The sequence below is a fragment of the Mycobacterium sp. SMC-17 genome, assembly GCF_045310915.1.
In the GTDB taxonomy this organism is placed as follows: domain Bacteria; phylum Actinomycetota; class Actinomycetes; order Mycobacteriales; family Mycobacteriaceae; genus Mycobacterium.
The window spans coordinates 122,963-149,514 of sequence record NZ_JBJIAK010000001.1 but is presented as its reverse complement, the minus strand read 5'-3'; the positions used below and the strand labels follow the sequence as shown (position 1 = coordinate 149,514).

General features: G+C 69.6%; 19 protein-coding genes. 10 read left to right on the top strand and 9 right to left on the bottom strand.

Translation table 11 applies throughout. The features are described from left to right. Position 1: 1 nt before the first annotated feature. The 4 genes from mbtD to ACJH7A_RS00630 are packed head-to-tail and all read right to left on the bottom strand — an operon-like array spanning position 2 to position 8,463. Positions 2-2,908 carry a mycobactin polyketide synthase MbtD gene (mbtD, locus tag ACJH7A_RS00645; RefSeq protein WP_212812255.1) on the bottom strand — a complete coding sequence of 969 codons (2,907 nt, stop codon included), beginning with the start codon at positions 2,906-2,908 and terminating at the stop codon, positions 2-4. Beyond that, a complete protein-coding gene (locus ACJH7A_RS00640) occupies positions 2,908-4,224 on the bottom strand; it encodes a polyketide synthase (RefSeq protein ID WP_212814889.1) in 1,317 nt (438 codons plus the stop codon). Before ACJH7A_RS00640 ends, mbtD begins: the two co-directional genes overlap by 1 nt. Positions 4,225-4,228: 4 nt before the next feature. Then, on the bottom strand, positions 4,229-4,987 hold the full coding sequence (locus ACJH7A_RS00635) for a thioesterase II family protein (protein ID WP_212812256.1): 759 nt from the start codon (positions 4,985-4,987) through the stop codon (positions 4,229-4,231). Continuing rightward, positions 4,984-8,463, bottom strand: a complete 3,480-nt coding sequence (locus tag ACJH7A_RS00630; RefSeq protein WP_406775446.1) for an amino acid adenylation domain-containing protein — start codon at positions 8,461-8,463, stop codon at positions 4,984-4,986. Before ACJH7A_RS00630 ends, ACJH7A_RS00635 begins: the two co-directional genes overlap by 4 nt. A 105-nt stretch (positions 8,464-8,568) precedes the next feature. Between ACJH7A_RS00630 and ACJH7A_RS00625 the strand changes: the two genes are divergently transcribed. The 3 genes from ACJH7A_RS00625 (at position 8,569) to ACJH7A_RS00615 (ending at position 12,396) form a co-directional block, all read left to right on the top strand. Beyond that, positions 8,569-10,218 (top strand): AMP-binding protein, encoded by a 1,650-nt coding sequence (locus tag ACJH7A_RS00625; RefSeq protein WP_318985319.1) that lies wholly within the window; start codon positions 8,569-8,571, stop codon positions 10,216-10,218. A gap of 107 nt (positions 10,219-10,325) precedes the next feature. Beyond that, positions 10,326-10,991 carry a VC0807 family protein gene (locus ACJH7A_RS00620; RefSeq protein ID WP_318985320.1) on the top strand — a complete coding sequence of 222 codons (666 nt, stop codon included), beginning with the start codon at positions 10,326-10,328 and terminating at the stop codon, positions 10,989-10,991. A 43-nt stretch (positions 10,992-11,034) separates the two neighbouring features. Then, positions 11,035-12,396 carry an acyltransferase gene (locus ACJH7A_RS00615; RefSeq protein WP_406801272.1) on the top strand — a complete coding sequence of 454 codons (1,362 nt, stop codon included), beginning with the start codon at positions 11,035-11,037 and terminating at the stop codon, positions 12,394-12,396. On the opposite strand, the gene ACJH7A_RS00610 is transcribed toward ACJH7A_RS00615, so the two are convergent. Continuing rightward, on the bottom strand, positions 12,318-13,031 hold the full coding sequence (locus ACJH7A_RS00610; protein WP_244872614.1) for a hypothetical protein: 714 nt from the start codon (positions 13,029-13,031) through the stop codon (positions 12,318-12,320). The genes ACJH7A_RS00615 and ACJH7A_RS00610 overlap by 79 nt on opposite strands. Positions 13,032-13,122: 91 nt before the next feature. On the opposite strand from ACJH7A_RS00610, the gene ACJH7A_RS00605 reads away from it, so the two are divergent. Next, on the top strand, positions 13,123-13,611 hold the full coding sequence (locus ACJH7A_RS00605; protein ID WP_212812261.1) for a MarR family winged helix-turn-helix transcriptional regulator: 489 nt from the start codon (positions 13,123-13,125) through the stop codon (positions 13,609-13,611). 1 nt (position 13,612) lies between these two features. On the opposite strand, the gene ACJH7A_RS00600 is transcribed toward ACJH7A_RS00605, so the two are convergent. From ACJH7A_RS00600 to hemW, 4 genes are all read right to left on the bottom strand, one after another. Then, positions 13,613-14,956 carry a salicylate synthase gene (locus ACJH7A_RS00600; protein ID WP_406801271.1) on the bottom strand — a complete coding sequence of 448 codons (1,344 nt, stop codon included), beginning with the start codon at positions 14,954-14,956 and terminating at the stop codon, positions 13,613-13,615. Between the two features lie 52 nt (positions 14,957-15,008). Beyond that, on the bottom strand, positions 15,009-16,763 hold the full coding sequence (locus ACJH7A_RS00595; RefSeq protein ID WP_406801317.1) for an ABC transporter ATP-binding protein: 1,755 nt from the start codon (positions 16,761-16,763) through the stop codon (positions 15,009-15,011). 2 nt (positions 16,764-16,765) lie between these two features. Next, positions 16,766-18,568, bottom strand: coding sequence for an ABC transporter ATP-binding protein (locus ACJH7A_RS00590; RefSeq protein WP_244872615.1), 1,803 nt, complete (start codon positions 18,566-18,568; stop codon positions 16,766-16,768). A gap of 95 nt (positions 18,569-18,663) precedes the next feature. Beyond that, the gene (hemW, locus tag ACJH7A_RS00585; RefSeq protein ID WP_212812263.1) at positions 18,664-19,806 is read right to left on the bottom strand and encodes a radical SAM family heme chaperone HemW; all 1,143 of its coding nucleotides are present in this window, start codon (positions 19,804-19,806) and stop codon (positions 18,664-18,666) included. Here hemW and ACJH7A_RS00580 point away from each other — a divergent pair. The 6 genes from ACJH7A_RS00580 to cysK all read left to right on the top strand — a co-directional run bounded on the left by ACJH7A_RS00580 (position 19,792) and on the right by cysK (position 26,536). After that, a complete protein-coding gene (locus ACJH7A_RS00580; protein ID WP_371824529.1) occupies positions 19,792-20,001 on the top strand; it encodes an Ms4527A family Cys-rich leader peptide in 210 nt (69 codons plus the stop codon). The genes hemW and ACJH7A_RS00580 overlap by 15 nt on opposite strands. Before the next feature lie 122 nt (positions 20,002-20,123). After that, positions 20,124-21,788, top strand: coding sequence for a nitrite/sulfite reductase (locus ACJH7A_RS00575; RefSeq protein ID WP_212812264.1), 1,665 nt, complete (start codon positions 20,124-20,126; stop codon positions 21,786-21,788). A gap of 17 nt (positions 21,789-21,805) precedes the next feature. Then, entirely contained in the window at positions 21,806-22,498 is a 693-nt protein-coding gene (locus ACJH7A_RS00570; protein ID WP_212812265.1) for a phosphoadenylyl-sulfate reductase, read from the top strand. Between the two features lie 37 nt (positions 22,499-22,535). Beyond that, positions 22,536-23,237, top strand: a complete 702-nt coding sequence (locus ACJH7A_RS00565; RefSeq protein WP_212812266.1) for a sirohydrochlorin chelatase — start codon at positions 22,536-22,538, stop codon at positions 23,235-23,237. Between the two features lie 296 nt (positions 23,238-23,533). Then, the gene (locus tag ACJH7A_RS00560) at positions 23,534-25,450 is read left to right on the top strand and encodes a potassium transporter Kup (protein WP_256445358.1); all 1,917 of its coding nucleotides are present in this window, start codon (positions 23,534-23,536) and stop codon (positions 25,448-25,450) included. Positions 25,451-25,600: 150 nt separating this feature from the next. After that, the gene (gene cysK, locus ACJH7A_RS00555; RefSeq protein WP_212814896.1) at positions 25,601-26,536 is read left to right on the top strand and encodes a cysteine synthase A; all 936 of its coding nucleotides are present in this window, start codon (positions 25,601-25,603) and stop codon (positions 26,534-26,536) included. The last annotated feature ends 16 nt before the right edge of the window (positions 26,537-26,552 follow it).

Here is a 26,552-nt window from a genome sequence, read left to right as displayed (position 1 = left end):
GCTAGCTCTCCACCTTTTCTGTTCTGTCGGTTAGCAAATCCACCAGTTCGATACCGGTGATGCCGCTGAGCAGCCCGGCCAGCGGCACGGATCGGCCGGTGCCCCGGCGCAGTCGCTTGCGCAGGTCCAGTGCCAGCAGCGAATCCAGGCCCAGGTCGAACAGGGCCGCGGTCAGGTCGATGGCAGCGGGGTCGCCCAGTTTGAGCACTGCCGAAAGTTCGTGCCGGACGACGTCCGCGGCGTCGGCACCGGCTCCGAGGGTCGCCGGAACATGCTGCAGTGCAGCGGGTTCCGCGGCCAGTGGCGCAGCGCCGAGCAGCGTCGCCAGCCGCTCGGCGTCCGCGCTGAAGATCAGCGGTGCGGGCGCCTGGGTTCCGAGAGCCGCCTCGATCGCGATGTCGGGATCCATCTCCCGCAGTCCGGCGCGCTCGATGCGCGCCACTTCGTCGGCCCCGACGATACCGGCACCCGGCCACAGTCCCCACCGCACGGCGACACAGTCGAGACCCTTGGCGCGGAACTGCCCGGCCAGCACGTCCTGCATGCGGTTGACGGCCGCGTACGCGACATGACCGAGCCCGCCCCACAGTCCGGACACGGACGAGCACACCAGGATTCGGGCGTCCGGACGCAGCGGCCAGTACTCGGCCAGCCGGGCCAGACCGCCGACCTTCGCGGCCGCGGTGGTGATGAATTCGTCCGCACCGACCTCGGTGCCGAACACCGCCGCACCGGCTGCATGGACCACGAGCGTCGCACCGTCACCGCCGTGGGCGGCCGCGGCGGCCGAAAGCTGTTCGGGCGACGTGATGTCGCACTGCACCGACACCACGTCGGTGCCGTCGAGGCCGGCCAGTTGCTGCGCGCCGGTGCCGCTGCGGCTCACCAGCACGATGCGGCGGGCGCCCGCGGCGGCGAGGGTCCGCGCGAAATGCAGCCCGACGGCGCCGTTGCCGCCGGTGATCACCACGTTGTCGAGGAGCCCGGGCGGCGGTGCGTCGGCGTCCGGCAGGGCTTGCAGACCGCGGCGGTACTGCTGCGAATCACGCAGCGCCACTTCGGTTCCGGTGCCCAGCATGGTCTCGATGACGGCGGTGGCCGCCGGTGCGTCGAGTTCCCAGGATGCCAGGTCGAGGTGCCGGAAGGACTGGTCCGGATGGTCGAAGCCGATGCTGCGGTGCATGGCGGCGAGGGCCGCCTGGGCCGGCAGCGCCACCGGCTCGTCGTCGCGCACGTGCTGGCCGCCGACGGTGACCAGCCACACGTCGGCGCATTGCGGCCCAATGGCATTCGGGTAGTCACACAGCCCGCCGCCGATCAGCTCGGCGAGGTCGGTGGCCGCCGCTTCGGCGTCGGGGTGGTCGAGCATCGGTGCGACGACGATGAGCAGATCGGCGTCGACGGGCTCGACCAGCACCGTGCCGAGGTTGGCCCGCACGCCGTCGCGCAGCTGGTCGGCGAGCTCGCCGCGCGGTCCCGCCAGTTCGACCACGGCAGCGCGCCGGATGATCAGCGGCACGGTCTCGTCCGGCTGGGGCAGCCACTGCTCGGCACCGACCGTCAGGCCGGCCACCGGCGGCAGCGGTTCGGGAGTCGCCCAGAGGTGCATCGCCGCCATGGGGGCATGCGGAAATCCGCGCAGCAGGGGTTGATACGGCTCGATGTGCCCGGCCCAGTCGTAATCGGGGTCGGACACGGCCACCGTGGCGATGTTGTCGGACAGCACGTCGGGCAGCGCCTCGTCGCGGCGTCCCGAGCCGACTGTCAGCGGCGCATCGGTATCGGCGAGCGCGTGCAGCAGCGCCGGGTGCGCCGACATCTCGACGAAGGCCTCGACGCCACTGTCCCGCGCTGCGGCGGCGGCCCGGTCGAACCGCACGGTGTTCCGCAGGTTCTGGTACCAGTACTCACCGAATTCGGTGCCCGCCTCGACTGCCGCGCCGGTCACCGATCCGATGAACGGCACCGCGCCGGCACCGAACTGTGTCTTCGGCACGCCGGAAAGCAGTTGTGCGCGCAGCGGATCCAGGGCACTGGTGTGCGCCGGGAAGCTCATGGCGATGACGCGCGCGAAGCGGCCGCGCGATTGCAGGTCGGACACCAGGTCGGCGACGGCGGTGCGCTCGCCGGACACCACGACCGATGCCGACGAGTTGACCACGGACAGTTCCATCCACCCGGCGGCGTCCGAAACCACCTGCTGCGCTTCGTCGACGCTCATCCCCAGGCTCGCGGCGCCGAATTCACCGGCCAGGCTGTCGAGTGCCCCGGCCCGGGCGATGACGACGGCGACGGCCTCGTCCAGTGTGATGGCCCCGGCGACATACGCCGCGGCGATCTCACCGAGGCTGTGCCCCAGCGTGACGTCGGGCTCGATGCCCAGTGCCCGCCACACCGCCGTGAGACCGACGGCGTGCGTGAACTGCGCGCTCTGACTGTGAATTTGCGTCCACTCGCGGTCGCCCGGGTCGACCAGGAAGGCCAGCGGCGAGTCGATGCCCGCGGCGACGAATGCGGCGGCGCAGCGGTCGGCCGCGGCGCGGTACACCGGCAGCTGCCGGTATGCATCGGTGCCCATCGACGGCCACTGGCCGCCGTTACCCGGGAACACGAAGGCCGTCCGGGGCGCTGTGGTCCGCGCGGAGACGGCCACCAGGGGATGCTCCTCCCCCGCCGCCAGTGCCCGCAGTGCGGCGGCCAACTCGGCGGCGTCATGGGCCCGGACCACGGCCCGGAACCGCCGGCGACGGCGCAGCCGCAGCAGCATCGCGGCCACCGCGCCCAGGCCCACGGCACCATGCCGGTCCAGGTAGTCGGCGACGCCGGTCGCCTCAGCGGCCAGCAGCTCCTCGGTGTGCGCGCTGAGCAGGACGGGGACGCGGCCGTCGGGAAAGTGCGAAAGGCTCATCACGCCACCAATCCCTCCGGCATCGCGACGACGACGTGCGCGTTGGTGCCGCTCATGCCGAACGCCGAGACCGCGGCAAGGCGCTCACCACCGACGGCGGGCCATGGGGTGTGGTCGGTCGCGAGCCGTAATCCCTGTGCGCTCCAGTCGATTTCGGCGCTGGCCTGCGCGGTGTGCAGGCTTGCCGGGATGGTGGCGTGCTCGGCCGACACGAGGACCTTGGCCAGTCCCAGCGCACCGGCGGCGGCCTGGCTGTGTCCGACGTTGGATTTCACCGAACCGAGGACCGCGCCCCGGCCGGGTGCGGTGGCACCGTAGGTCTGCGCCAGCGAGTTCAATTCGGTGCGGTCCCCGAGTTTGGTTCCGGTGCCGTGGCCTTCGATCATCCCGATCTGGTCGGGCCGGGCACCGGCTAGATCGAGCGCGCGGGCGAACAGCCGCGCCTGCGCCGGCCCGCTCGGCGCGGTCAGGCCGGTGCTGCGGCCGTCCTGGTTGAGGCAGCTGGCCCGGACCTCCGCGAGCACGCGGTGACCGCTCCGCTGCGCCACCGACTTTCGTGCCAGCACGAACATGCCGGCGCCTTCGGCCCAGACGGTGCCGCTGGCCTGCGCGCTGTACGGCCGGCAGTGCCCGTCGTCGGAGAGGGCGTGCTGTTTGGCGAATTCGACGAAGTATCCCGGCGACCCCATCACGCACACCCCGCCGGCGAGCGCCATGCTGCAGTCACCCGAGCGCAGTGCCTGCACCGCGGTGTGGAACGCGGTCAGCGCCGATGAGCACGACGTGTCGATCGTCAGCGCCGGGCCGTCGAGGCCCAGCAGGTAACCGATTCGTCCGGAGATCACGCCCAGCGACGTCCCGGTGATCAGATGCCCACTCAGGTCGGAGTATTCGGCGAGATCGGGGCCGTATCCGGTGCCCGAGGCGCCGATGTAGCAGCCGACGTCGTGCCCGGCCAGATCATCGGGGTTGATGCCGGCGTTCTCCAGCGCCCGCCATGTCACGCGCAGCGCGACGCGCTGCTGCGGGTCCATCGCCACCGCCTCGCGCGGCGAGATGCCGAAGAACGAGGGGTCGAAAAGCGCTGCGCCGGTCAGGAATCCGCCACGGTTGTGGATGCGCTTGAACCCGTCGCGGCGCGAGCCCGCGAGCAGGTCGCGCACGGCCCAGCCGCGGTCCTCGGGGAACGCGCCGAGCGCCTCTCGCCCGGCAGACAGCAGCTGCCAATAGCTGTCCGCGTCGTCCACATCGCCGGGGGCCTCGACCGCCATCCCGACGATGACCACCGGATCGTCCGTTGCCGAGTCGGCGCCCATCGATTCAGCGCGCACTGATCACTTCCGCGATCGCGTCCAGCTGGTCGTTGAGGTAGAAGTGGCCGCCGTCGAACTCGGCCAGGGTGAAGGCGCCCGACGTGTGGTTCTCCCAGCGGCGCAGCATGTCCCGGTCGATGCGATGGTCGTCGCGCCCGCCGAGAGCGTGGATGTCGGCAGCGATGCGGCCGCCGCCCACGTACCTGTTGAGGGCTTCGTAGTCGGCCCCCACCGCCATCAGCAGCATCTCGACGAAATCCACGTCGGCGAGCAGCCGGGGGTCGGTACCTCCGAGATCGACCATCTCGGCGAGCATTTCGCGCGGGCCGGTCGGCAGCGGCGGCGCGTCGACCACATCGCACGGCGCCTGGCCGGCCGACGCCCACAGGCTGTGCACGGTGGCGCCGCTCTGTTCCGCCACGCGTGCGAATTCGAAGGCCACCACCGCACCCATGCAGTGCCCGACGAGTCGCAGCGGGCCGAGGCCCGGCCAGTCGCCCGCGGCGTACAGGTCGGCGGCCAGCTGCTCGACGGTCGGGTGCGCCGGATGCGCCAGCCGGTCGGCGCGGCGCGGGTACTGGACGACATACGCGTCGATCCCCTTGCCCGACAAGGCGGTGGCCAGGTCCCGGTAGGCGACCGCGGCCCCGCCGGCATGCGGGAAGATCACGACCGCTCCGGCGTCGCCGGAGCCCGCGTAGTGCTTGATCCAGGGCGCGAAGGCGCTTTTCGGCTCGGTCGCGGAGCCGGTATGCACGTCGGTCATGAGACGGCCGCCGGGTCCAGCGCGGTGAGCACGTCGTCGTGGTTCATCTCGGAAATCTCCAGGTAGAGCTCGGCGACCATTTCCAGTCGGTCGCTGCCGTTCTCGCGGCCGGTCAGCCGCTGCGCCAGCGCCCGCACCGTCCGGGCGGCGAAGATGTCCGGCACGCCCACGGTCGGGGTATCCAGCCACTTCCGGATCCGCGCGACGGTGGCGGTCGCCAGAACCGAATCACCGCCGAGCTCGAAGAAGTCGTCCTCGACACCCGCATCGACTGCGACCAGCTCGGAGACGATCGCCACCAGGGCGCGCTCCAGCATCGTCTCCGGCTGCGCCCGTCCGGCGCCGTCGGCCGCCTGGACCAGTGCCGCGAGCTGACCGGCCGCGGCCCGGCGGTCGGTCTTGCCGCCGACGGTGAACGGAATCGCCGCAACCACCTGCAGCTGCCGCGGGATCATGTGCGGCGGTACGAGTTCGGCAACGGCCGCGGAGATGCGCTCGGCGGTCAGCTCCGCGTCGTCGACCGAGACGAGGGCCGCCAGCACGTCATGTCCACGCTCCCCGCCGGAGACCACTCCGGCCACCGCGGCACGCACGCCCGGAACCCGCTGCAGTGCGGCCTCGACGTCACCGAGCTCGATGCGGTAGCCGCTGATCTTCACGCGGTGGTCGGCACGCCCGACGAACTCCAGGATGCCGTCCGGCCGGTAGCGCGCCAGATCCCCTGAGCGGTACCAGGTTCGGCCCGCGTAGCGCACGAAGCGGTCGGCGGTCAGATCGGCCCGGCCGCGGTAGCCCGAGGCGATGCCGCGTCCGGCGAACCACAGTTCGCCGGCCACCCAGTCGGGGCAGTCCTGGCCCGACTCGTTGACCACGCGGCACGCGTTGTTGGTGAACGGCACGCCGTAGGGCACCGCCGACCAGGTGTCCGGCAACTTGCCGGCCTCGAAAATCGTTGCGTGAATGGCGGTTTCGGTGGCTCCGCCGAGGCCCGCGACGCGGACACCGGGCGCCTGCGCCTGCAGGTGCCGGACCATGGCGGTCCGGACCCAGTCGCCACCGGTGAGCACCACCCGGACGGTGTCCAGACGCCCCGCACCGACCTCCACGAGCATCTCCAGCCAGCCCGGCAGGAAGTTGAGCACCGTCACGCCGTGCTGGGCGATGAGGGCGGCCCAGCGGTCCGGGTCGCGCCGGTACGGCTCGTCGACGACGACGATGCTGCCGCCCGTCGCGAGCGTGGCGAACATGTCGAGCACCGACAGGTCACACTCGAGGGTGGCCAGCGCGAGGCAGCGGTCGGCCGGTCCGATGTCGAAGTGCCCGTACAGGAATTCCGCGGTGTTCATCGCCGCGTCGTGGGTGACCTCGACGCCCTTGGGCTCACCGGTGGAGCCGGAGGTGAACAGCACGTAGGCCAGTTCGTGCGGATCGGTGGCGGCCGGGACGAACGGTCCCTCGGCGCGACGGCCGATCCGCAATGCCTCCGTCACGGTGAGCGACGGTTTCCACGACGGTGCCAGGTCACCGCAGTAGAGCGCCATCCGGACGCCGCCGGTGGCCAGGATCTTCTCGGTGCGGTCGGCGGGCTGGTCCACGCCGATCGGCAGGTAGACCGCGCCGGCGGCGAGGATGGCCAGCAGCGCGATGATCTGTTCGGCGCCCTTGGGTCCGAGGACGGCCACGGTGTCCCCCGGCACGATACCGGCGATCTGCAGCGCGGACGCGACGGCCGAAACCTCCTCGGCCAGTTCGGCATACGTCCACTGCCGGGACTCGCCGATCATGGCGGTGGCGTCGGGGCGGGCTGCTGCCGAGGCGAAGAAGCCGGTGTGCAGCGCCGCGCCGCTGGGCGCCGCGGTGCGGCTGTTGGCCGCGTCACGGACCGCGCGCTGCGCCGCCGACAAGGGCTCCGGGGTGGGTGCCTCCCATGCGGCGTCGTCGCCGGCCAGCCGTTCGAGCTCGGCGATGTGCCGGGCGAACATGGCGTCGATGACGCCGTCGGGGAACGCGTCCTCGCGCACATCCCAGTTGACCAGCACGCCGCCGTTGAACTCGGTAACCTGGGCGTCCAGCATCACCTGCGGCCCTTGCGAATTGATCCACCCGGGCGTGCCGAACGTCTCGAGCACGGCCGAGCCGAACAGTTCGCCGAGGCCGAGGGCGCTGGTGAAGACGACGGGTGCCAGCACCTGGGTGCCGCGGTGCCGGCTCAGGTCGCGCAGCACCTCGAGCCCGGAGTACTCGGAATGCGCTGCGGCGCTGCGGAATGCATCCTGCAGCACGCCGCAGCGCGCCGTCGCGGTGGCCGCGTCGGTCAGGTCGACGTCCAGCAGCAGCGACGACGTGAAGTCACCCACCAGGCGGTCGACGTCGGCGTGCCGCTGATCGCGCCCGAACAGCGGCACGTTCAGCAGGAAGCGCTGTCCGGCCGACCAGCAGGCCAGGGCATCGGAGAAGGACGCGGCCAGGGCCATCGCGGGCGTGATGCCGCGCCGGCGGGCCGCGGCATACAGCGCGTCCCGCACGTCGGGGGCCAGCCAGTGCCAGCGCCGCGTGGTGTGCCGCGGGTCGTTCTGCTCGGCAACCGGAACCAGCGGCAGGCGTGGCGGGTCGGGCAGTTCCGGGAGCCGCTCGCCCCACCACTGCCGATCCGCGTCGGCGCGGGGATTGGGTTCTTGCGCCGATTGCGTTGTGGCCACGCGGTATTCGCGGTACGTGTAGGCCAGCGGAGCCAGCTCGACACCGCGGTACAGGGCCGCGAGATCGGTCATCAGGGTGCGGTAGCTCATGGCGTCGGCGGCCTGCATGTCCAGGTCGACGTGCAGGCGGGTCTTGCCGTCCGGGAGCAGGGTCAGGGTCAGTTCGAAGACCTGGTCGGTCAACTGCTGATGCGCCTTGCGGCGCTGGGTCGCGGCCAGCTGCTCGGCAATCTGGTCCGCCGGCAGGTCCCGCAGGTCGGTGACCGTCACCGGGAAGTCGCCGTCGAGCGCCTTGATGCGCTGCGTGCCGTCGGCGAGGAACTGCACGCGCAGCATGGGGTGCCGTGCCGCCAAAGCCGTTGCGGCGGCGGTCAGTCGCCCGGCATCGACGCCGTGGCCGTCGAATTCGACATAGAGGTGCCCGGCGACGCCACCCAATTGCTGGTCGTCTTCCCGGCCGATCCACATGGCGTGCTGCATCGGGGCCAGGCCGAACGGCTGGTCATGTTCCGAATCATCCTGCGGTGCCGAAGTTTCGGCGCGCTGCAGGCCGCCCGCCGCCGACAGCAGTTCGGACCAGGCCGCGATGGTCGGCTCGGCGGCCAGTGCGGCGAAGTCGATGTCGATGCCCTGCTTCCGCCAGCGTCCGGCGAGGGACATCATGCGGATGGAATCCAGGCCCTGGCTGATCAGGTCGGCGCCCGGGTCGAGGGTGTCGGCACGGGCACCCAGCAGTTCGGCAACCTCCTCGCGGATGGCCTGCGAATTCACTGCCACGACGCCCACAAAACCCTCCCGAACACGTTAAAGACAGGCTGTCCTAATTTTGATTAGGCTACCCTATATTGCCGCTACCTCCATGCCTACCCCGAGGGATCCGCCGTGACGCGCACCACTGTCTCCACCGAGGCCGACCAGCATTTGCTGAATGGATTCGTTCCGTTTCCGCACGATCGCGCAGAGCGTTACCGCGAGGCGGGCTATTGGGCAGGCAAACCGCTGGACAGCTTGTTGTCCGACGCCGCGCGACAGTGGCCGGACCGCGTCGCCGTCGTCGACTCATCCGCGTCACACACGTTTGCCGAACTCGATCGGCTGGCCGCCGAAGCCGCCGCCGGCTTCGCCGCTCTCGGCATCGAAACCGGCGACCGCGTACTGCTGCAAATGCCCAACACCACCGACTTCGCCATCGCCCTGTTCGGACTGCTGCGCGCGGGTGCGGTGCCCGTCATGTGCCTGCCCGCTCATCGGCGCGCCGAACTCGGTCATTTCGCCACGGTCAGCGGCGCCGTCGCGCTCGTCATCGCCGACCGGTTCGGCGGCTTCGACTATCGCGACATGGCGCGCGAGCTGGTTGCCGAGCACCCGCGCCTGCGGCACGTGGTCGTCAGCGGCGATGCCGGCGAATTCACCAGCTGGACTTCCCTTTTCGGCCACGCGGCGGCAGCCGCGCCGACGATCGACACCGCGGAACCCGCCCTGCTGCTGGTCTCCGGCGGCACCACCGGGGCGCCGAAGCTGATCCCCCGCACCCACGACGACTACTACTACAACGCCACCGCCAGCGCCGCGGTGTGCGAAATGACCGGTGACGACGTGTATCTGACGGTGCTGCCGGCTGCGCACAACTTCCCGCTGTCGTGCCCGGGGATGCTGGGCGCCATGTCCGTCGGCGCCACCACGGTCTTCACCACCGATCCCAGCCCGGAGTCCGCGTTCGCCACCATCGCCCGGCACCGCGTCACCGTCTGCGCTCTGGTGCCCGCCCTGGCCACCCTGTGGACGCAGGCCTGCGATTGGGAACCGCAGCGCCCCACCACCTTGCGACTGCTCCAGGTCGGCGGCGCCAAACTGTCCGCACCGGACGCGGCGGCCGCGCGCGCCGCGCTGACCCCCGGCCTGCAACAGGTTTTCGGCATGGCCGAGGGGCTGATCAACTACACCCGTCCCGGCGATGATCCCGAACTGCTGGACCACACCCAAGGGGCACCGCTGTGCCCGGACGACGAGTTGCGCATCGTCGACGACGAGGGCGCCGACGTGCCGGTCGGCGGCGAGGGTGAGCTGCTGGTGCGTGGGCCGTACACCCTGAACGGCTACTACCGGGCCCCGTCCGACAACGAGCGGTCATTCAGCCCGGATGGCTTCTACCGCAGCGGGGATCGGGTGCGCCGCCGGGCCGACGGCTACCTCGAGGTCACCGGACGCATCAAGGACGTCATCCACCGGGGCGGGGAGACGATCTCGGCGCTCGATCTCGAGGAACACCTGCTCACGCACCCGTCGATCCGGGCCGCGGCCGCGGTCCCGCTGCCGGACCCCTATCTGGGCGAAAAGATATGCGCGGTGGTCGTATTCAGCGGTCCTGCCGTCAGCCTCAGCAACCTCAACAGCTACCTCGACGACCGCGGCGTTGCGGTACACAGCCGGCCCGACACCCTGATCGCACAGCCATCGCTGCCGGTGACTGCTGTCGGCAAGGTCGACAAGAAGGCCATCAGCCGGGCCATCGCGGCCGCCACATCCGCCTGACCATGAAATCCCTCGCGAGCAGACTCAAAACTGTCGAATTTCGCCAGATATCGACAGTTTTACGTCTGCTCGCGGGATAAACCGACCCCCGCTAGGAGCCAGCTTCCATGTCCGATACCCCGAAGACCCTGCGCGAGTACATCGTCAACACGGCGATCAACACCATTCCACCGCTGATCGCGTACTACGTGCTGCGCGTGTTCGACTTCGAGCCGTACCTCGCGCTGGTCGGGGCCATCATCACCGCCGCCGCGCAGGGCGCGCTGACCATGGTGCGCAAGCGCAAGGTCGAGCCCGCGAACGTCGTGGTGATCGTCGGCGCCGCGTGCTCGCTGATCATCGCGCTCACCACCAGGAACCCGCGCATCGTGCAGGCCCTCGAACTCGTCCCCATGTCGCTGCTGGTGTGGTCCTTCGCCATCAGCGGGCTACTGCGCAAACCGAATTCGAAGAAGATGGCCGGCGTCATCTCCCCCGCGCTCGCCGAGCCGGCGCTGCCCGAACGCGGCTGGACCGAGCAGAGCATCCAGGACTGGCACCGGCTGCACACGCAGCTGTGCGTCGGGCTCGGGCTCCTGTGCGGTTTCTATCCCGTCTTCGCGCTGTACATGATCTTCAACTACCCGGTCGACATCTCGCAGTTCGTCATCGTCGCGACCGGTCCCACGCTCGTGGTGCTGTGCATCGTGTTCGCGGTGGCCCGCATTCGCCGGTTCGTCGGGCAGCACGACGGTGCCGCCGACGTCGCGGTGGTCGCGGGCGGGTCTGAGTAGTCACACTCATCCACGCCGCCCGGCGCTCGGGCATCATCAGCTCATGCCGAGACTGTTGCCCGATTTCCACACCGTGATTGACGGCACCGCGCCCGACCGCGACCGCAGCATCGACGTGGCGCGCCTCGGTGCGCTGCTGGTGGTGATGTTCGGTCACTGCGCGTTGCTGCTGGCCACCATCACCGCCGACGGCGTCCAGATCGGCAACACCCTGGGCGCCGTTCCCGGCCTGCAGCCGGCCACCTGGGTGCTGCAGGTCATGCCGTTGTTCTTCTTCGCCGGAGCCGCGGCGGGCATTCACAGCTGGCGTGCCGGGACGCCCTGGGGCACCTGGCTTTTCACCCGCGCGCAACGCCTGTGCCGACCGGCGCTGTGGTACCTGGGCGCGTGGACCGTCGCCCTGATCGTGGTGCGGTTCACCATGGGTGCCGAGTCCGCGGCGGCCCTGGGCAACGAGGCCGTCGCACTGCTGTGGTTCCTCGGCACCTATCTGATCGTGCTGGCGTTCGTCCCCGCCTTGGCGCGCTTGCGCTCGGCGCGGTCGGCCGCACTGGTCGTCGCGGCCCTCATGGCGGCTGCGGCGCTCGGCGACTGGGCCCGGATCAGCACGCACATGTTGGAAGCCGGCGCGGCGAATCTGATTGTGGTCTGGCTGATTCCGATGGTCATCGGCGCGGCGTACGCGCACCGGCTCATCGCACCGAGGACGGCGCTGGCCGTCGCCGCCGGCACCCTGGCCGTCCAGGTGCTGGTTGCCAGGTACGGGCCCTACGACGTGTCACTGGTGGTCACCGGCACCGAACGGATGTCGAACGTCACCCCGCCGACGCTGCTGCTTGCCCTGCAATGCGTCTGGATGTCCAGTCTGTTCATCGCCTGCGCCGGTGCGGTCCGCCGGTGGGCCGGGCGTCCCCGCATCTGGTACCTGATCGTGGTGGGCAACAGCGGGGCGATGACGTTGTACCTGTGGCACATCGCGGCCATCGCCATCGCGACGTTCAGCCTGCATGCCGTGGGCCTGGACGCGTACGACCCGGCGGCCCCGTACTTCTGGCGCAACATCGCGATCCGCGCGCTGGTCTTCGCCGTGGTGATGACGGTCATGTTCCTGCTGCTGTCCCCGCTCGAGCACAATCCGCTGCGCTGGTGGGACGCACGCGTCCGGGCGACGGGGCGCGCGTCGACGGTGGCCGGTGTGCTGATCTGCGCGGCCGGCGTGGCGCTGCTGCTGATGGCCAAGAACGGGCTGGGCACGAGCGCGGGCTGGATGTTGTTGGCGCTCTTCATCGGTGCGCTCGCCGGGGCCCGGCTCAGCGCGGGTCGAACTCAGTGCGCGCTGACGAACGTCACGGTGGGCGTCGATGAACCCTTGACCAACGTCGGCCCGGAAGCGGACAAGACGTAGGACTCGTTGCCCGTGGGGTAGCCGCCGCCGTTGGTCGAGATGTGCACGTGTGTGTAGTGATTGGCGTCGGGCCCGCCGTAGTCCGGCATCCGGTGGGCGGTGCCGTCCGGGAAATAGATGGCCTGCCGCCAGATCACATGGTTCAGATCGAACTTCTGCGCGTTGGCCAGCACGTACCGCAGGATGCGGTCCCCGAGCGCCTTGCCTGCCGACGACCCGTAGTCGGGCACCATCACGTCGAGCGCCAGGCCTTCGGGATGCCAGCGCAGCGCGTCCGGCCGGACCCCGGTCATGGTGTGAATCTCCGGGAACGTCGCGCTGACCGCGCGTTCGGCGAGGATGGTGTCGACCTGCAGGCCGCGTTCGGCGGCGACGCCCACCGGCAAAGCCATGGTGCGCACCATGGCACGCGAACTCTCGGCGGCCTCGGCGACGATCAGCGAACCCGGATGGGAAGCGGCCCGCTCGGCCAGGACCACCTGCGCGCAGCAGACATCCACGTCAGCGGCGGTGGTGACGGCCTGGGTCGCGGTGCCGGCGGTGACGAACGCCGCAGCCGGCATGACGAGCGCCGCCAGAGCCACCGACCAGCGGCGCCTGGCGCGCGTCGCGGTAGCTAATCCGGCCTTGTCCACCGGTGCACCATACCCCGCAGGTCACCGTTTGGTAACGGCTTCAAAATTAGCGAGCTGGTAAATTATCTCTACCCCACGAGGAGGAACCGCGGTGTCCGCCCAACCGAGAACCGCCGCCGAGCCGTCGGTCGACACCATCGCCGACGCTCTCGTGACCGCATCGCGCCTGCTCCTGGACATCACGGCCCGCTCCGTTGCGGCCGTCGACGACATGCTGACCATCCCCCAGCTCCGAGTCCTGGCGATCCTGGCGGCACACGGCACGAGCAATCTGACGACACTTGCCGGTCAGCTCGACGTACAGCCCTCGACGATCGGCCGGATGACCGAGCGCCTGGTCACGGCCGGTCTGATCGACCGGCACCCGAACCCCGGTTCCCGCCGCGAGATCGTCGTGGAGCTGACCCGCCGGGGACGCGCCGTCGTGGACACCGTGACCGCCCGCCGCCGTGCCGAGATCGCCCGGATCGTCGAGGTCATGCCGGCCCGTGAGCGCATGGGGTTGGTCCGCGCGCTCCACGCGTTCACCGACGCCGGCGGCGAACCGCCCGCCGACGCCCCGGCCGGCCTGGACTTCTAGCTCAGGCGCGGGGCACCAGATACGGGGCCAGCGTCGTCAGCTTCTCGCAGGTCTCCTCGAACTCGCGTTCCGGCGTCGACTCGGCGATGATCCCGGCGCCGGCGCGCAGCCAGGTCCGGCCGTCGGCCTCGTAGGCCGAGCGCAGCGTCAACGCGGCGTCCATACCGCCGTCGGCGCTGAACATCACGACCGCGCCGGAGTACAGACCACGCGGCGACTCGTCGAGCCGCATGATGGCGTCGACGCTCTCGGCCTTGGGAATGCCCGAGGCCGTCACCGCCGGGAACAGCGCCTCCAGCGCATGCATCCGGTTCATCTGTTCCGACAGCTCGCCGGACACCGTCGAGCCCAGGTGCTGCACGCTGCCGCGCTCCCGCACCGTCATGAAGTCGCTGACGACCGTGGTGCCGGGCTTGGCCACCTCGGCGATCTCCTCCTGCGAGCTGCGGACCGAAATCGCATGCTCGACAATCTCTTTCGAGTTCGATTCCAGATCGGCGCGGGCAGCGCGGTCGTGATCCACGCCGCGGCCGAAGGCGCGGGTGCCGGCCAGCGGCTCGGTGACCACGGTGCCGTCGGCCCGCACCGCGGCGACGAGCTCCGGACTGAAGCCCAGCGCGCGAATCCCGCCCAGCCGCAACAGGAATGACCGCACCGGGGTGTTGTTCGCCCGGCCCACCCGGTACGTCGCCGGGAAGTCGACCGCGAACGGCACCTCGAACCGGCGCGACAGGATGACCTTCTGGTAGTCGCCCGCCACAATCTCGGCGACGGCGGCGGCAACCCGCGACGGGTAGTCACTGCCGTCGACGCTCACGTCGACGGCGCGGGTGGCCCCGACCGCCGGGATACCCGACTGCAGCAGCCGATTCAGCGTCTCGACCACCACGTCCCCGTCACCCGACACGCACACCTCGCCGTCGGCGACGACCACCTGCGTCTGCGCGCTGAAGACCCGCGCCAGCGGGGTCCCCGCCGGCAGTCGCTGTGCCAGCCCGAAGCGGTAGGTGCCGAATTCAAAAGCGACCCAACCGAAAAGCCGGTCCGTCTCCAAGAGCAGCCGGTCGACGGCGTCGCCCAGCACCTCGCCGGGCCGGCCGCTCCACGCCTGGCGGGCGACTGCGCCGCCGGCGTCGACGATCCGCAATTCGTCGCTGTCGAATTCGATGGCGGTGCGCACTCCGATGGCCAGCACCCACTCGCCCGAGTGCTCGTAGCCGACATAGTCGGCGCCGGAGCGCTCGGGAAGTTCGGCTGCCAGTTGCGCGATCAGATCGGCCGGGACGACGTCGGCGGGCAAAGCAATGCGCGTCACCGACGCCGCGTCTATAGCTTCAGCAGTCACGAAAGTTAATTTAGCCTAACCTCACCCAAAAAACACTGCCCGCCCCTGTGATTCAGGACCCAGCGCCGGCTTTCGCCTCCCGCGTCGCGACGGTCCACCCGCTGGCCGACGTCCGCTGCGCCCAGAAGTCGGCATAGCGGCCACCGCGCGCCATCAGCTGGTCATGCGTGCCACTGTCGTCCACCGTGCCGCGGTCGGACAGCACGACGATGTTGTCGGCGGCCGTGACCGTCGACAGCTTGTGCGCGATCACGATGACGGTGCTGCGATCCGCCAGTTCGCGGATGGACGCGGCGACGTGGCGTTCGTTCTCGGGGTCCAGCGCGCTGGTGGCCTCGTCGAACAGCACCACCGGAGCGTTTTTCAGCAATGCCCGCGCGATCGAGACACGCTGACGTTCACCGCCGGACAGCGCCGAACCGCCCTCGCCGACCCGCGTCTGCCAACCGGCCGGCAGCCGGTCCACGACGGACTGCAGGCCGGCGGTGCGGGCCGCTTCCCGGATGTCGTCGTCGGACGCGGCCGGTGCCCCGATCCGCACGTTCTCCCAGAGCGTGTCGTCGAACAGGTACACGTCCTGGAACACCAGGGACAGCTGGGCCATCAGCTCCGCGGTGCTCTGGTCCCGGACATCGACGCCACCGACGCGGACCACGCCGGCGTCGACGTCGTAGAAGCGCGCCAGCAGGCGGGTGATGGTGGTCTTGCCCGAGCCAGACGGGCCGACCAGCGCCGTCATGGTGCCGGGCGCCGCGACGAAGCTGACGTCCTCGAGCACGCGGCGCCCCGGATAACTGAAGGCGACACCGTCCAGTTCAACCTGCCCGGGCGTCGTAACCGATTGCGGTGCAGCCGGTTCCGGGAGCGCCGGCGTGTCGAGCACCGACGTGATCCGATCCAGCTCCGCACCGGCCATCCGCATCGCGGAGCCGTATTCGGCCAGTTCCGACAGCGGCGAGGTGAAGCGCGCCGCCAGCCCGAGGATGGCCACCAGCGTCACCGGGTTGATCTCGCCGCCGACGGCCAGCCAGACGCCCACCGTGATGAGTCCGCCGAGCACCGCCTGCACGCCGACGCCGCTCAGCATCATGCCGGCCACCGAGGCCCACAGCGCCCGTTTGCCGACCCGCTCCTGCTCGGCCAGCGCCCCGGTCAGCGGATCGAATTCGGCCCCGGTCCGCCCGAACGCGCGCAGCACCGGCTGGCAGCGCGCGAATTCGATGACACGGGAGTTCACCTCGATCTCGGCGGCATGCGTGCGCGCCTCGGCCGACGCGATCAACGCGGCGGACGCCCGGGTGGCCAGGATGAGGACCACCCCACCCGCCAGGGCCGCGACGCCGATGCGCCAGTCGAAGACGAACAGCCCGACGACGACGGTCAGTGCACTGGTGGTGTTGACCACCAGCGGCGTCACCAGGTGCGCGCTGCTCGTGCCGACGAAAGTCGTGCCCTTGACCGCGATCTGGGACACCTGGCCGACCCGCTCGCGGGTGAACCAGCCCAGCGGCAGGGTGACCATGTGGTCGCCGAGCCGGTGGTGCAGCAGCCGCATCGTGGTCAGGGCCATCCGCATCGACTGCGCGGCCTGCACGTAGTGGGCGACGGCGCTGAGCAGCACCACCGCCGCCAGGACGACGAGCCAGCGGCCCGCCGCACCGAAGTCACCGTCGAACAAAGCCAGCGAGATCGGCACCAGCAGCGTCATCGAAAGACCGTGCAGCAGGCCGTACGCGACGGCCCAGGCCAGGAAGCTGTACATGCGGCCACGCTCGGGGCCGAGTATCCGCAGGAACCCGTTGATCATCGTCATCGCACCGCCTCCAATTCACCGGTGGCCGTGTACGTCTGCCACATGCGCGCGAAAACACCTTCCCGGGAGAGCAATTCGTCGTGGCGCCCCTGTTCGATGATGCGCCCGTCCCGCAGGACGACGATGTTGTCGGCGCCGACGATCGACCCCAACCGGTGGGCGATCACCAGCACTGTGCGGCCCTCGATCAGGGTCGACAGCGCGGCCTGAATCTGCGCCTCGGAGTCGGGGTCGGCGAATGCCGTGGCCTCGTCGAGCACCAGGATCGGGGTGTCGGCGAGCAGCGCGCGGGCGATGCTGATGCGCTGCGCCTCGCCACCGGAGAAGTGCGCGTCCTCCCCGACCACCGAGTCATACCCCTTGGGCAGCGCCAGGATCCGGTCGTGGATGTGTGCGGCGCGCGCGGCGGCGTACACCGCATCGTCGTCGGCATCGGCACGGCCCAGGCGGATGTTGTCGGCCACACTCATGCCCAGCAGCTGCACGTCCTGCAGGACGAAACCAACGTGCCGGTACAGCACCGCGGGGTCGATCTGACGGACGTCCACGCCGCCGATGCGCACCTCGCCACCGGTGACGTCGTGAAAGCGCGGGACGAGCGTCGCAAGCGTCGACTTGCCGCTGCCCGACGGGCCGACCAGCGCGGTGATGCTGCCGGCGGGCAGGTCGAGCGAGATGTCGTGCAGCACCGTGTTGGTGCCGTCGTACGAGAATTCGACGCCCGAGAAGCTGACCGAATTATCCTGCGGCACTTGCGGGTTCTGGGCGATCGGCAACTCGGGGGCGGTCAGCAACGCCGTCAGCCGGCCGGCTGCGGCGACGGCCTGGCGGCTCGCGGCGGCGGAGTACCCGACGGCCAGCACGGCGGTGGGGATGGTGACGGCGACGAGCGTCGACCCCAGGACCTCGATCGGCGTCACCCAGCCGTTGCGGATGAACCACAGGCCGCCGGCGAGGTTCACCAGCAGCACCACCGGCGCTTCGACGAACACCGACGACACCGCGCGCAGCCGCACCATGGGTCCCACGAATCCGGCGAAGCCGTCGTTGAACTCGTCGGCGGCGTCGGCAAATCGCTTGTGCGCCTTGCCGGTTTCCCCGAAGGTCTTGACCACCGAGACCCCGGCGATGAACTCGACGATGGTGGCGCTGATCTGGGCGATGCCCTCGTTCATCTGGGCCATGCGGGCCATCGCGCCGCGCATCAGGACGCTGTAGACGACGAGGTAGATCGGAATCGTGCCGATGGCCAGCAGCCCCAGCCGCCAGTCCAGGTACCAGCAGTACGCCAGGCCGAATGCCGGTGTGGCGAGTGCGCCGGTCTTCTCGACCGCGGCGTGGGCCACCAGGTGGTGCAGCTCGCCGACGTCGTGCTGGACGGCCTTGCGTACCTCGCCGGAGGACGTCGCACCGAACCAGCCCAGCGGCAACCGTCCCAGCGTGGTCACCAACCGGCGGCGCAGCTCGCCCTGCAGCTGGACGTCGGCGTGGTGGGTGAGCGTCAGCGCCAGGCCGCCGGCGAGGGTGCGCAGGCCGAGGCCGCCGCCGATGAAGACCGCGACGATCGTCCACACCCGGGCCGCCTCGATCGGGCCGCTCGCCAGCAGATACCGGCCCAGCTCGACGATGCCGATGAACGGCACCACCGTCGCGGCCGCCGCGATCAGCTGCAGCAATTGGGCCAGCGCGGTGCGGCCGCGCACGGGCGCCAGCAGCTCCTTGAGCGCCGCGCGGTCCTGCGCTGCCGCGAGCTTCGCCTGTTTGAGCTGCGCACGCGGCGACGGTTCTGCGTCGGTCATCGGAATACCCACTCCACCCGTAGACTAAGGTTTGCCTAACCATAGCGACTGGCTGTGGGATGCGAGAACCCGCCCGCTGGGTTCAGTCCAGTGGTTCAGTCCAGGACCGTGCGCACCACGGCGTCGGCCAGCAGCCGGCCGGACTCCGTCAGCACCAGACGGTCGTCGGTGACCGCCACGAGACCGTCGGCCACCGCACCTTCGGCCCGGTCCCGCTCGGCCGCGGTGAGCACGGCGACCGGCAGACCGCTGCGCAGCCGCAACCGCAACATGACGTCCTCGACGTGCCGGGTGGCGTCGTCCAGCTCCTCGAAGTCCGCGACCGGCAGCCTGCCCGCGGCGAGGGCCTCGGCATAAGCGTTGGGGTGCTTGACATTCCACCAGCGCCGGGCGCCGACGAAACCGTGCGCACCCGGCCCGGCGCCCCACCACTGGCCGCCGTCCCAGTAGCCGAGGTTGTGCCGGCACTCGCCGCCCGGACGGCTCCAGTTCGACACCTCGTACCAGTCCAGCCCGGCCTGGCTCAGGTGCGTATCCAGCAGCTCGTAGCGGGTTGCGAGCACGTCGTCGTCGGGTGCGGGGATCTCGCCGCGCCGCACCTTGCGGGCCAGCGCGGTGCCGTCCTCGACGATCAGCGCGTACGCCGAGACGTGGTCGACACCGGCCTCGATGGCCGCATCCGCGGACCGGCGCAGATCGTCGTCGGACTCCCCCGGCGTCCCGTAGATGAGGTCGAGGTTGACGTGCGCGAACCCGGCCGCCAGCGCCTCCCGCGCCGCCGCCGGGGCGCGGCCGGCCGAGTGGGTGCGGTCGAGTGCCGCCAGCACGTGCGGCGCCGTCGACTGCATGCCGAGGGAAACCCGCGTGTAGCCGGCGTCCAGCAACTCGGCGAAGAACTCGGGCGACGTCGACTCCGGGTTGGACTCGGTCGTCACCTCGGCGCCGGGACCGAGCCGGAAGTTGTCCCGCACCGCGTCGAGCACGGCCCGCAGGCCGGAGCCACCCAGCAGCGACGGCGTGCCACCGCCGACGAACACCGTGTCGACCGGCAGGTCGACCTGGGCGCCGGCCATCGCCAGCTCGGTGCGCAGCGCCGTCAGCCAGCCCTCGGGGCTGGCTCCGCCCAGCTCACTGGCGGTGTAGGTGTTGAAGTCGCAGTAGCCGCAGCGGGTCGCGCAGAACGGGACGTGGATATAGATGCCGAACGGCCCGGTAGCGCTGGTATGGGCGTCGGTCATGGCAACCAGTGTCCCACCGCGGCGAGCAAGGTTTTGCTCGCGATGATTCCGAACCTGGCCCGGTTAGGCCGAATGTCCTGTTCGTGGCAGAATGGCCGGGTGTCCGCCAGCCTCAACCGCGCCCTCGGTTCCGCATTGGTAATGCGGCGGCATGTCGACTTCAAGCGTGTATGCAGCTGTTGCTGTCTGCCTTGATGCTGCCTTGATGCCCTAGTTCTGCCACCAGAATCTTTCAGCCGGCACAGGATCGGCAGTGCCGGACAGCCCCCGGCGTACGCGTGATCCAACGCCAGCTCTTGCGCGAAGGAAACCACCCAGTGACAACAGCAAAACCCGCCAAGACCCGCGACGAAGGCCAGTGGGCGCTGGGCAATCGTGAACCGCTGAACCCCAACGAGGTGTTCAAGCAGGAGGACGACGCGCTCAACGTGCGGCAGCGCATCATCGACGTCCACTCCAAGCAGGGCTTCGAGTCGATCAGCAAGGACGATCTGCGCGGACGCTACCGCTGGATGGGTCTGTACACGCAGCGCGAGCAGGGCTACGACGGCACCTACACCGGCGACGACAACGCCGACCTGCTCGAGGCGCCCTACTTCATGATGCGGGTGCGCTGCGACGGCGGGGCCCTGACCAGCGCCGCGCTGCGGACCATCGGCGAAATCTCGGTCGAGTTCGCCCGCGACAGCGCCGACATCACCGACCGCGAGAACATCCAGTACCACTGGATCCGCGTCGAGGACGTGCCGGAGATCTGGCGTCGCCTCGAATCGGTCGGCCTGCAGACGACCGAGGCGTGCGGCGACTGCCCGCGCGTCGTGCTCGGTGGCCCGCTGTCCGGTGAGTCCCTCACCGAGGTGCTCGACCCGAGCTGGGCCGTCGACGAGATCGTGCGCCGCTACGTCGGCAACCCGGAGTTCTCGAACCTGCCGCGCAAGTACAAGACCGCCATCTCGGGTCTGCAGGACGTCGCCCACGAGATCAACGACATCGCCTTCATCGGCGTCAACCACCCCGAGCACGGCCCCGGCTTGGACGTCTGGGTCGGCGGCGGCCTGTCCACCAACCCGATGCTTGCGCAGCGCCTCGGCGCGTGGGTGCCGCTGGCCGAGGTGCCCGAAGTCTGGGAGGGCATCACCAAGGTCTTCCGCGACTACGGCTACCGCCGGCTGCGCTCCAAGGCCCGCCTTAAGTTCCTGATCAAGGACTGGGGCGTGGAGAAGTTCCGGGAAGTTCTCGAGACCGAATACCTCGGCCGCAAGCTCATCGACGGCCCGGCGCCCGAGCAGGTGCCGCACACCATCGACCACGTCGGCGTGCAGAAGCTGAAGAACGGCCTGAACGCCGTCGGCGTCGCGGCCATCGCCGGCCGCTCGTCGGGCACCATCCTGACCAAGGTCGCCGACCTGGCCGAGGCCGCCGGCTCCGACCGGATCCGCCTCACCCCGTACCAGAAGCTGATCATCCTCGACGTGCCCGACGACAAGGTCGAGGAACTGATCGCCGGCCTGGACGCGCTGGGCCTGCAGACCCGGCCGTCGCACTGGCGCAAGAACCTGATGGCCTGCACCGGTATCGAGTACTGCAAGCTGTCGTTCGCCGAGACCCGGGTCCGGGCGCAGTCGCTGGTCCCCGAGCTCGAGCAGCGGCTCGCCGACCTGAACTCGCAGCTCGACGTGCCGGTCACCATCAACCTCAACGGCTGCCCGAACTCGTGCGCCCGTATCCAGATCGCCGACATCGGCTTCAAGGGCCAGATGATCGACGACGGCAACGGTCCCGAGGAGGGCTTCCAGGTGCACCTGGGCGGCAGCCTGGGCCTGGACAGCGGTTTCGGGCGCAAGCTGCGTCAGCACAAGGTGCTGGCCACCGAGCTCGGTGACTACATCGACCGTGTCGTGCGCAACTTCGTGAAACAACGCGAGGCCGGAGAGCGTTTTGCCCAGTGGGCCGTTCGGGCCGACGAAGCTGACTTGAGGTGACCTTGGTGAACACAGCCATGACTGAAACCGAGCTACGGGAACTTGCCGCGCGCGGCGCTGCCGAACTGGCCGACGCCACTGCTGAGGAACTGCTGCGCTGGGTCGACGAGAACTTCGCCGGCCGGTATGTCGTGGCGTCCAACATGCAGGACGCGGTGCTCGTCGAGATGGCCGCGAAGGTCCGTCCCGGCGTCGATGTCCTGTTCCTGGACACCGGCTACCACTTCGCCGAGACCATCGGCACCCGGGACGCCGTCGAGGCCGTCTACGGCGTGCACGTGGTGAACGTGACGCCCGAGCACACCGTCGCCGAGCAGGACCAGCTCCTCGGCAAGGACCTGTTCGCGCGTGATGCGGCGCAGTGCTGCAACCTGCGCAAGGTGCAGCCGCTGTCGAAGGCGCTCAAGGGCTACTCGGCGTGGGTGACGGGCATCCGCCGCGTCGAGGCGCCGACGCGCGCCAACGCTCCGCTGATCAGTTTCGACGAGGCGTTCGGTCTGGTGAAGATCAACCCGATCGCCGCGTGGAGCGATGACGACATGCAGGCGTACATCGAAGCCAACGGCATTCTGGTGAATCCGCTTGTGGACGAGGGCTATCCGTCCATCGGCTGCGCACCGTGCACCCAGAAGCCGGCCGAGGGCGCCGATCCCCGCAGTGGTCGCTGGGCCGGCCTGGCCAAGACCGAGTGCGGTCTGCACGCGTCCTGAGTTCGCCCTGGGCGAGCGCAGCGACGGGAAGGAACCCGTGCAACTGATCCTCACCGCGCACGGCAGTGCCGATCCGCGGTCTGCGGCGAACGCCCGTGAGGTGGCCCGCACCGTGGCCGCCCTACGGCGCGGCGTCGACGTCAAAGTGGCGTTCTGCGAACAGAATTCGCCGAATCTGCGGGACGTGCTGGCCGACTCGCCCACCGACGGCGTCGTGGTGCCACTGCTGCTGGCCGACGCCTATCACGCGCGCGTCGACATCCCCGCGATGATCGCCGACGCCGGTCCGGCGGTCCGGCAAGCGCCAGTGCTCGGCGAGGACGACCGGCTGATCCACGTGCTGAGCCAGCGGCTGACACACTGCGGGGTGTCCCGGCTGGACTCGAGCGTCGGCGTCCTGGTGACGGCTGTCGGGTCGTCGTCGGCGGCCGCCAACGCACGCACCGCCACCGTGGCCCCCGGGCTCGCCGCGGGCACCCACTGGCACGCCACGACGGCGTTCGCCACCGGCCCGCACGCCAACCTGGCCGAAGCCGCCGAGCTGTTGCGGGAGCAGGGTGCGACGCGTCTGGTCATCGCGCCTTGGTTCCTGGCGCACGGCACGATCACCGATCGCGTCGCCGAATTCGCTGCGGCACAACACATCGCCATGGCCCAGCCGCTGGGCGCACACCGGCTCGTCGCCGAGACCGTACTGGACCGCTTCGACGAGGTCGCCGCGATTCCACGCGCCGCGTAACTCGTCTGAATCCCGGCAAGACCGCGGCCGGCGCCGTATGGATTGCGTATAGATCGTGGCGCCGCGCCGACGGCGCCGGTTGACTCGGCCTCATGCGAATTTCCGGGACCACCGATGTCTGAGCTGCTGCAACTGCTGTCGATGATGGCGCTGCCGGCGACGGTGCTGCTGGTGTGCCGGCGCGTCAACCGGCGCAACCCGCCGTCGGGCGCAGTTCGAACCTGACAACACTGCACGGCTACGTCGCCTACGATCCGGACGGTTGGTCAACGATCCGGACGAAGGAGACGCCGCGCGTGGGCACACACCCCGACACCGGTCGCAAGGGGCTGGGAGCGGGCCTGGCCATCAGTGCACTGGGCGTCGTCTTCGGCGACATCGGCACCAGCCCGATCTACACGATGCAGACGCTGTTCAATCCCGATGACCCGCATCCGGTGCCGATCAGCCACGACAACATCTATGGCGTCGTCTCTCTGGTGTTCTGGTCGGTGATGCTGATCGTCACCATCACCTACGTCAGCTTGGTGATGCGCGCCGACAACGACGGCGAGGGTGGCGTCATGGCGCTGATCACCCTGGTGAAGCAGTCGTCGAACAAGCTCGGCAGGCGCACCGCGGCCTTCCTCGCCGCGCTCGGAATCCTCGGTGCCGCACTGTTTTTCGGCGACTCGATGATCACCCCGGCCATCTCGGTGCTGTCGGCCGTCGAAGGCTCGAAGACCATCGACCCGGGCCTTGCCGACTGGGTGGTGCCCATCACCGCGGTGATCATCATCGCGTTGTTCAGCGTGCAGCACCGGGGCACCGCGGTCGTCGGCAAGTTCTTCGGTCCGGTGATGATCGTGTGGTTCACGGTGATCGGCGCCTGCGGCGTCGGCGGCATCATCAGGGAGCCCGAGATCCTGCGCGCCCTGAATCCGCTGTACGCGCTGGGCTTCATGGCGGGGCATTTCCACATCGCGTTCTTCGCGCTGGCCGCCGTGGTGCTGTCGGTGACGGGCGCCGAGGCCCTGTACGCCGACATGGGGCATTTCGGCCGCAAACCGATCACCGTCGCCTGGCTGCTGCTGGTGTTCCCGGCCTGCATGTTGAGCTACTTCGGGCAGGGCGCGCTGCTGCTGCAGAACCCGAACGTCCACGACGCCCCGTTCTTCCTGCTGACGCCCGAATGGGGCCGGCTGCCGATGGTCCTGCTCGCCACCGCGGCAACCGTGATCGCGTCGCAAGCCGTCATCACCGGGGCGTTCTCCGTCGCCGCCCAGGCCGCACACCTCGGCTATCTGCCGCGGCTGCGGATCCTGCACACGTCGGCGTCCACGATGGGCCAGATCTACGTGCCGTGGATCAACAGCATGCTGCTGATCGCGGTGCTGACCCTGGTCTTCGCCTTCCGCAGCTCCGCGGCGCTGGGCTACGCGTACGGCATGGCGGTCACCGGGACCATGACCATCACCACGCTGCTGTTCCTCAACATCGCCCGCGCCAGGTGGAACTGGCCCCGGTGGTCCGTCATCGCAATCGGGGCCCCGCTGCTCACCGTGGACCTGCTGTTCCTCGCCGCCAACCTCACCAAGCTGGTCCATGGCGCCTGGCTGCCGTTGCTGATCGGGTTGATCGCGTTCACCGTGATGACGACGTGGCAGGACGGCCGCGCGGTGGTGACGCGGGCCCGTGACGCCGTCGAAGGCCCGCTGCGGCAGTTCGTGGAATCGATCGTCGCCAGCGATCCCCCGCTGACCCGGGTACCGGGCACCGCGGTGTTCCTCAACCGCGGCATCGAGACCGCGCCGCTCGCCATGCGCGCCAACGTGAAGTACAACCGGATGCTGCACGAGCACGTGGTGGTGTTGTCTCTCGAGACCGCGACGGTGCCGCGGGTCACCGACGGCGCCCGGCTGGCGGTCGACGACCTGGGCTACCGCGACGACGGCATCATCCACGTCACCGCCACCTACGGATACATGGACCGGCCCGACGTGCCCGCCGCGCTGGCGCTGCTCGACTCGACCCGTACCGAGGGGCCGCTGGATCTGGCGGGCGCGACCTATTTCCTGTCGAAGGTCGATCTGGTGATGGGCAAGAAGCCGTCGATGGCCCCGTGGCGCACAAGGCTTTTCATCGGTACGTCCTACATCACATCCGACGCCGCGGCCTACTTCCGGCTGCCTCTCGACCGCACGGTGATCCTGGGATCGCGCATCGAGGTGTGAAATACCCACCCCGGGCTGAAGCGTTGTCGCAAACAGATAGATTTTGTGATGAACGAAACCCTTGACGGGACACCCGCCATTCAGCAGATTCGGCAGGTGCCTGCGCGGGCATCACAATTTCACCAAGCTAGCGCCGACGAGAGGTCACCGATGGGCAAGATCTACGCCAATGTCACCGAACTGGTCGGACGCACGCCGTTGGTCCGGCTCAACCGGTTGACCGAGGGCGCTGGTGCACAGGTTGTGGCAAAGCTGGAGTTCTACAACCCGGCGAACAGCGTGAAGGACCGCATCGGTGTGGCGATCGTCGACGCCGCGGAGCAGTCCGGTGAACTCAAGCCCGGTGGCACCATCGTGGAGGCCACGAGCGGCAACACGGGCATCGCGCTGGCACTGGTGGGCGCGGCCCGTGGCTACAAGGTCATCCTGACGATGCCGGAGACCATGTCCCTGGAGCGGCGCGTCATGCTGCGTGCCTACGGCGCCGAGATCGTGCTGACGCCGGGCTCCGAAGGCATGGCCGGCGCGGTCGCCAAGGCCAAGCAGATCCTTGCCGAGACCCCGAACTCCGTCGCCGCCGATCAGTTCGCCAATCCGGCCAACCCGGCGATCCACGAGAAGACCACGGCCGAGGAGGTCTGGGCCGACACCGATGGTGAGGTCGACATCTTCGTCGCAGGCATTGGCACCGGCGGCACGCTCACCGGTGTCGGGCATGTCCTCAAGTCCCGCAAGCCCGACGTCAAGATCGTCGGTGTCGAACCCGTCGACTCCCCCATCCTCACCGGCGGCCAGGCCGGCCCGCACAAGATTCAGGGCCTCGGCGCGAACTTCGTCCCCGAGGTGCTGGACCGCGCCGTGTACGACGAGATCATCGACGTGGCCTTCCCGGACGCCATCGAGGTCGCGCGGGCGCTGGGCACCGACGAGGGCATCCTCGGCGGCATCTCTGCGGGTGCCAACGTCTGGGCAGCGCTGCAGCTGGCCAAGCGCCCCGAGAACGCCGGCAAGCTCATCGTCGTCATCGTCCCCGACTTCGGCGAGCGGTACGTCTCCACGGCGCTGTACGAGCACATCCGGGACTGACCGGGCGAGCGAAGCG

What these genes read in the sequence shown, in the direction of transcription:
- cysK (WP_212814896.1), top strand. Translation starts at nt 25,601, where the DNA reads ATGGGCAAGATCTACGCCAATGTCACCGAACTGGTCGGACGCACGCCG.
- ACJH7A_RS00595 (WP_406801317.1), bottom strand. Translation starts at nt 16,763, where the DNA reads ATGATCAACGGGTTCCTGCGGATACTCGGCCCCGAGCGTGGCCGCATG.
- mbtD (WP_212812255.1), bottom strand. Translation starts at nt 2,908, where the DNA reads ATGAGCCTTTCGCACTTTCCCGACGGCCGCGTCCCCGTCCTGCTCAGC.
- ACJH7A_RS00620 (WP_318985320.1), top strand. Translation starts at nt 10,326, where the DNA reads ATGTCCGATACCCCGAAGACCCTGCGCGAGTACATCGTCAACACGGCG.
- ACJH7A_RS00580 (WP_371824529.1), top strand. Translation starts at nt 19,792, where the DNA reads ATGGGCGTCGGTCATGGCAACCAGTGTCCCACCGCGGCGAGCAAGGTT.
- hemW (WP_212812263.1), bottom strand. Translation starts at nt 19,806, where the DNA reads ATGACCGACGCCCATACCAGCGCTACCGGGCCGTTCGGCATCTATATC.
- ACJH7A_RS00635 (WP_212812256.1), bottom strand. Translation starts at nt 4,987, where the DNA reads ATGACCGACGTGCATACCGGCTCCGCGACCGAGCCGAAAAGCGCCTTC.
- ACJH7A_RS00570 (WP_212812265.1), top strand. Translation starts at nt 21,806, where the DNA reads ATGACTGAAACCGAGCTACGGGAACTTGCCGCGCGCGGCGCTGCCGAA.
- ACJH7A_RS00590 (WP_244872615.1), bottom strand. Translation starts at nt 18,568, where the DNA reads ATGACCGACGCAGAACCGTCGCCGCGTGCGCAGCTCAAACAGGCGAAG.
- ACJH7A_RS00640 (WP_212814889.1), bottom strand. Translation starts at nt 4,224, where the DNA reads ATGGGCGCCGACTCGGCAACGGACGATCCGGTGGTCATCGTCGGGATG.
- ACJH7A_RS00615 (WP_406801272.1), top strand. Translation starts at nt 11,035, where the DNA reads ATGCCGAGACTGTTGCCCGATTTCCACACCGTGATTGACGGCACCGCG.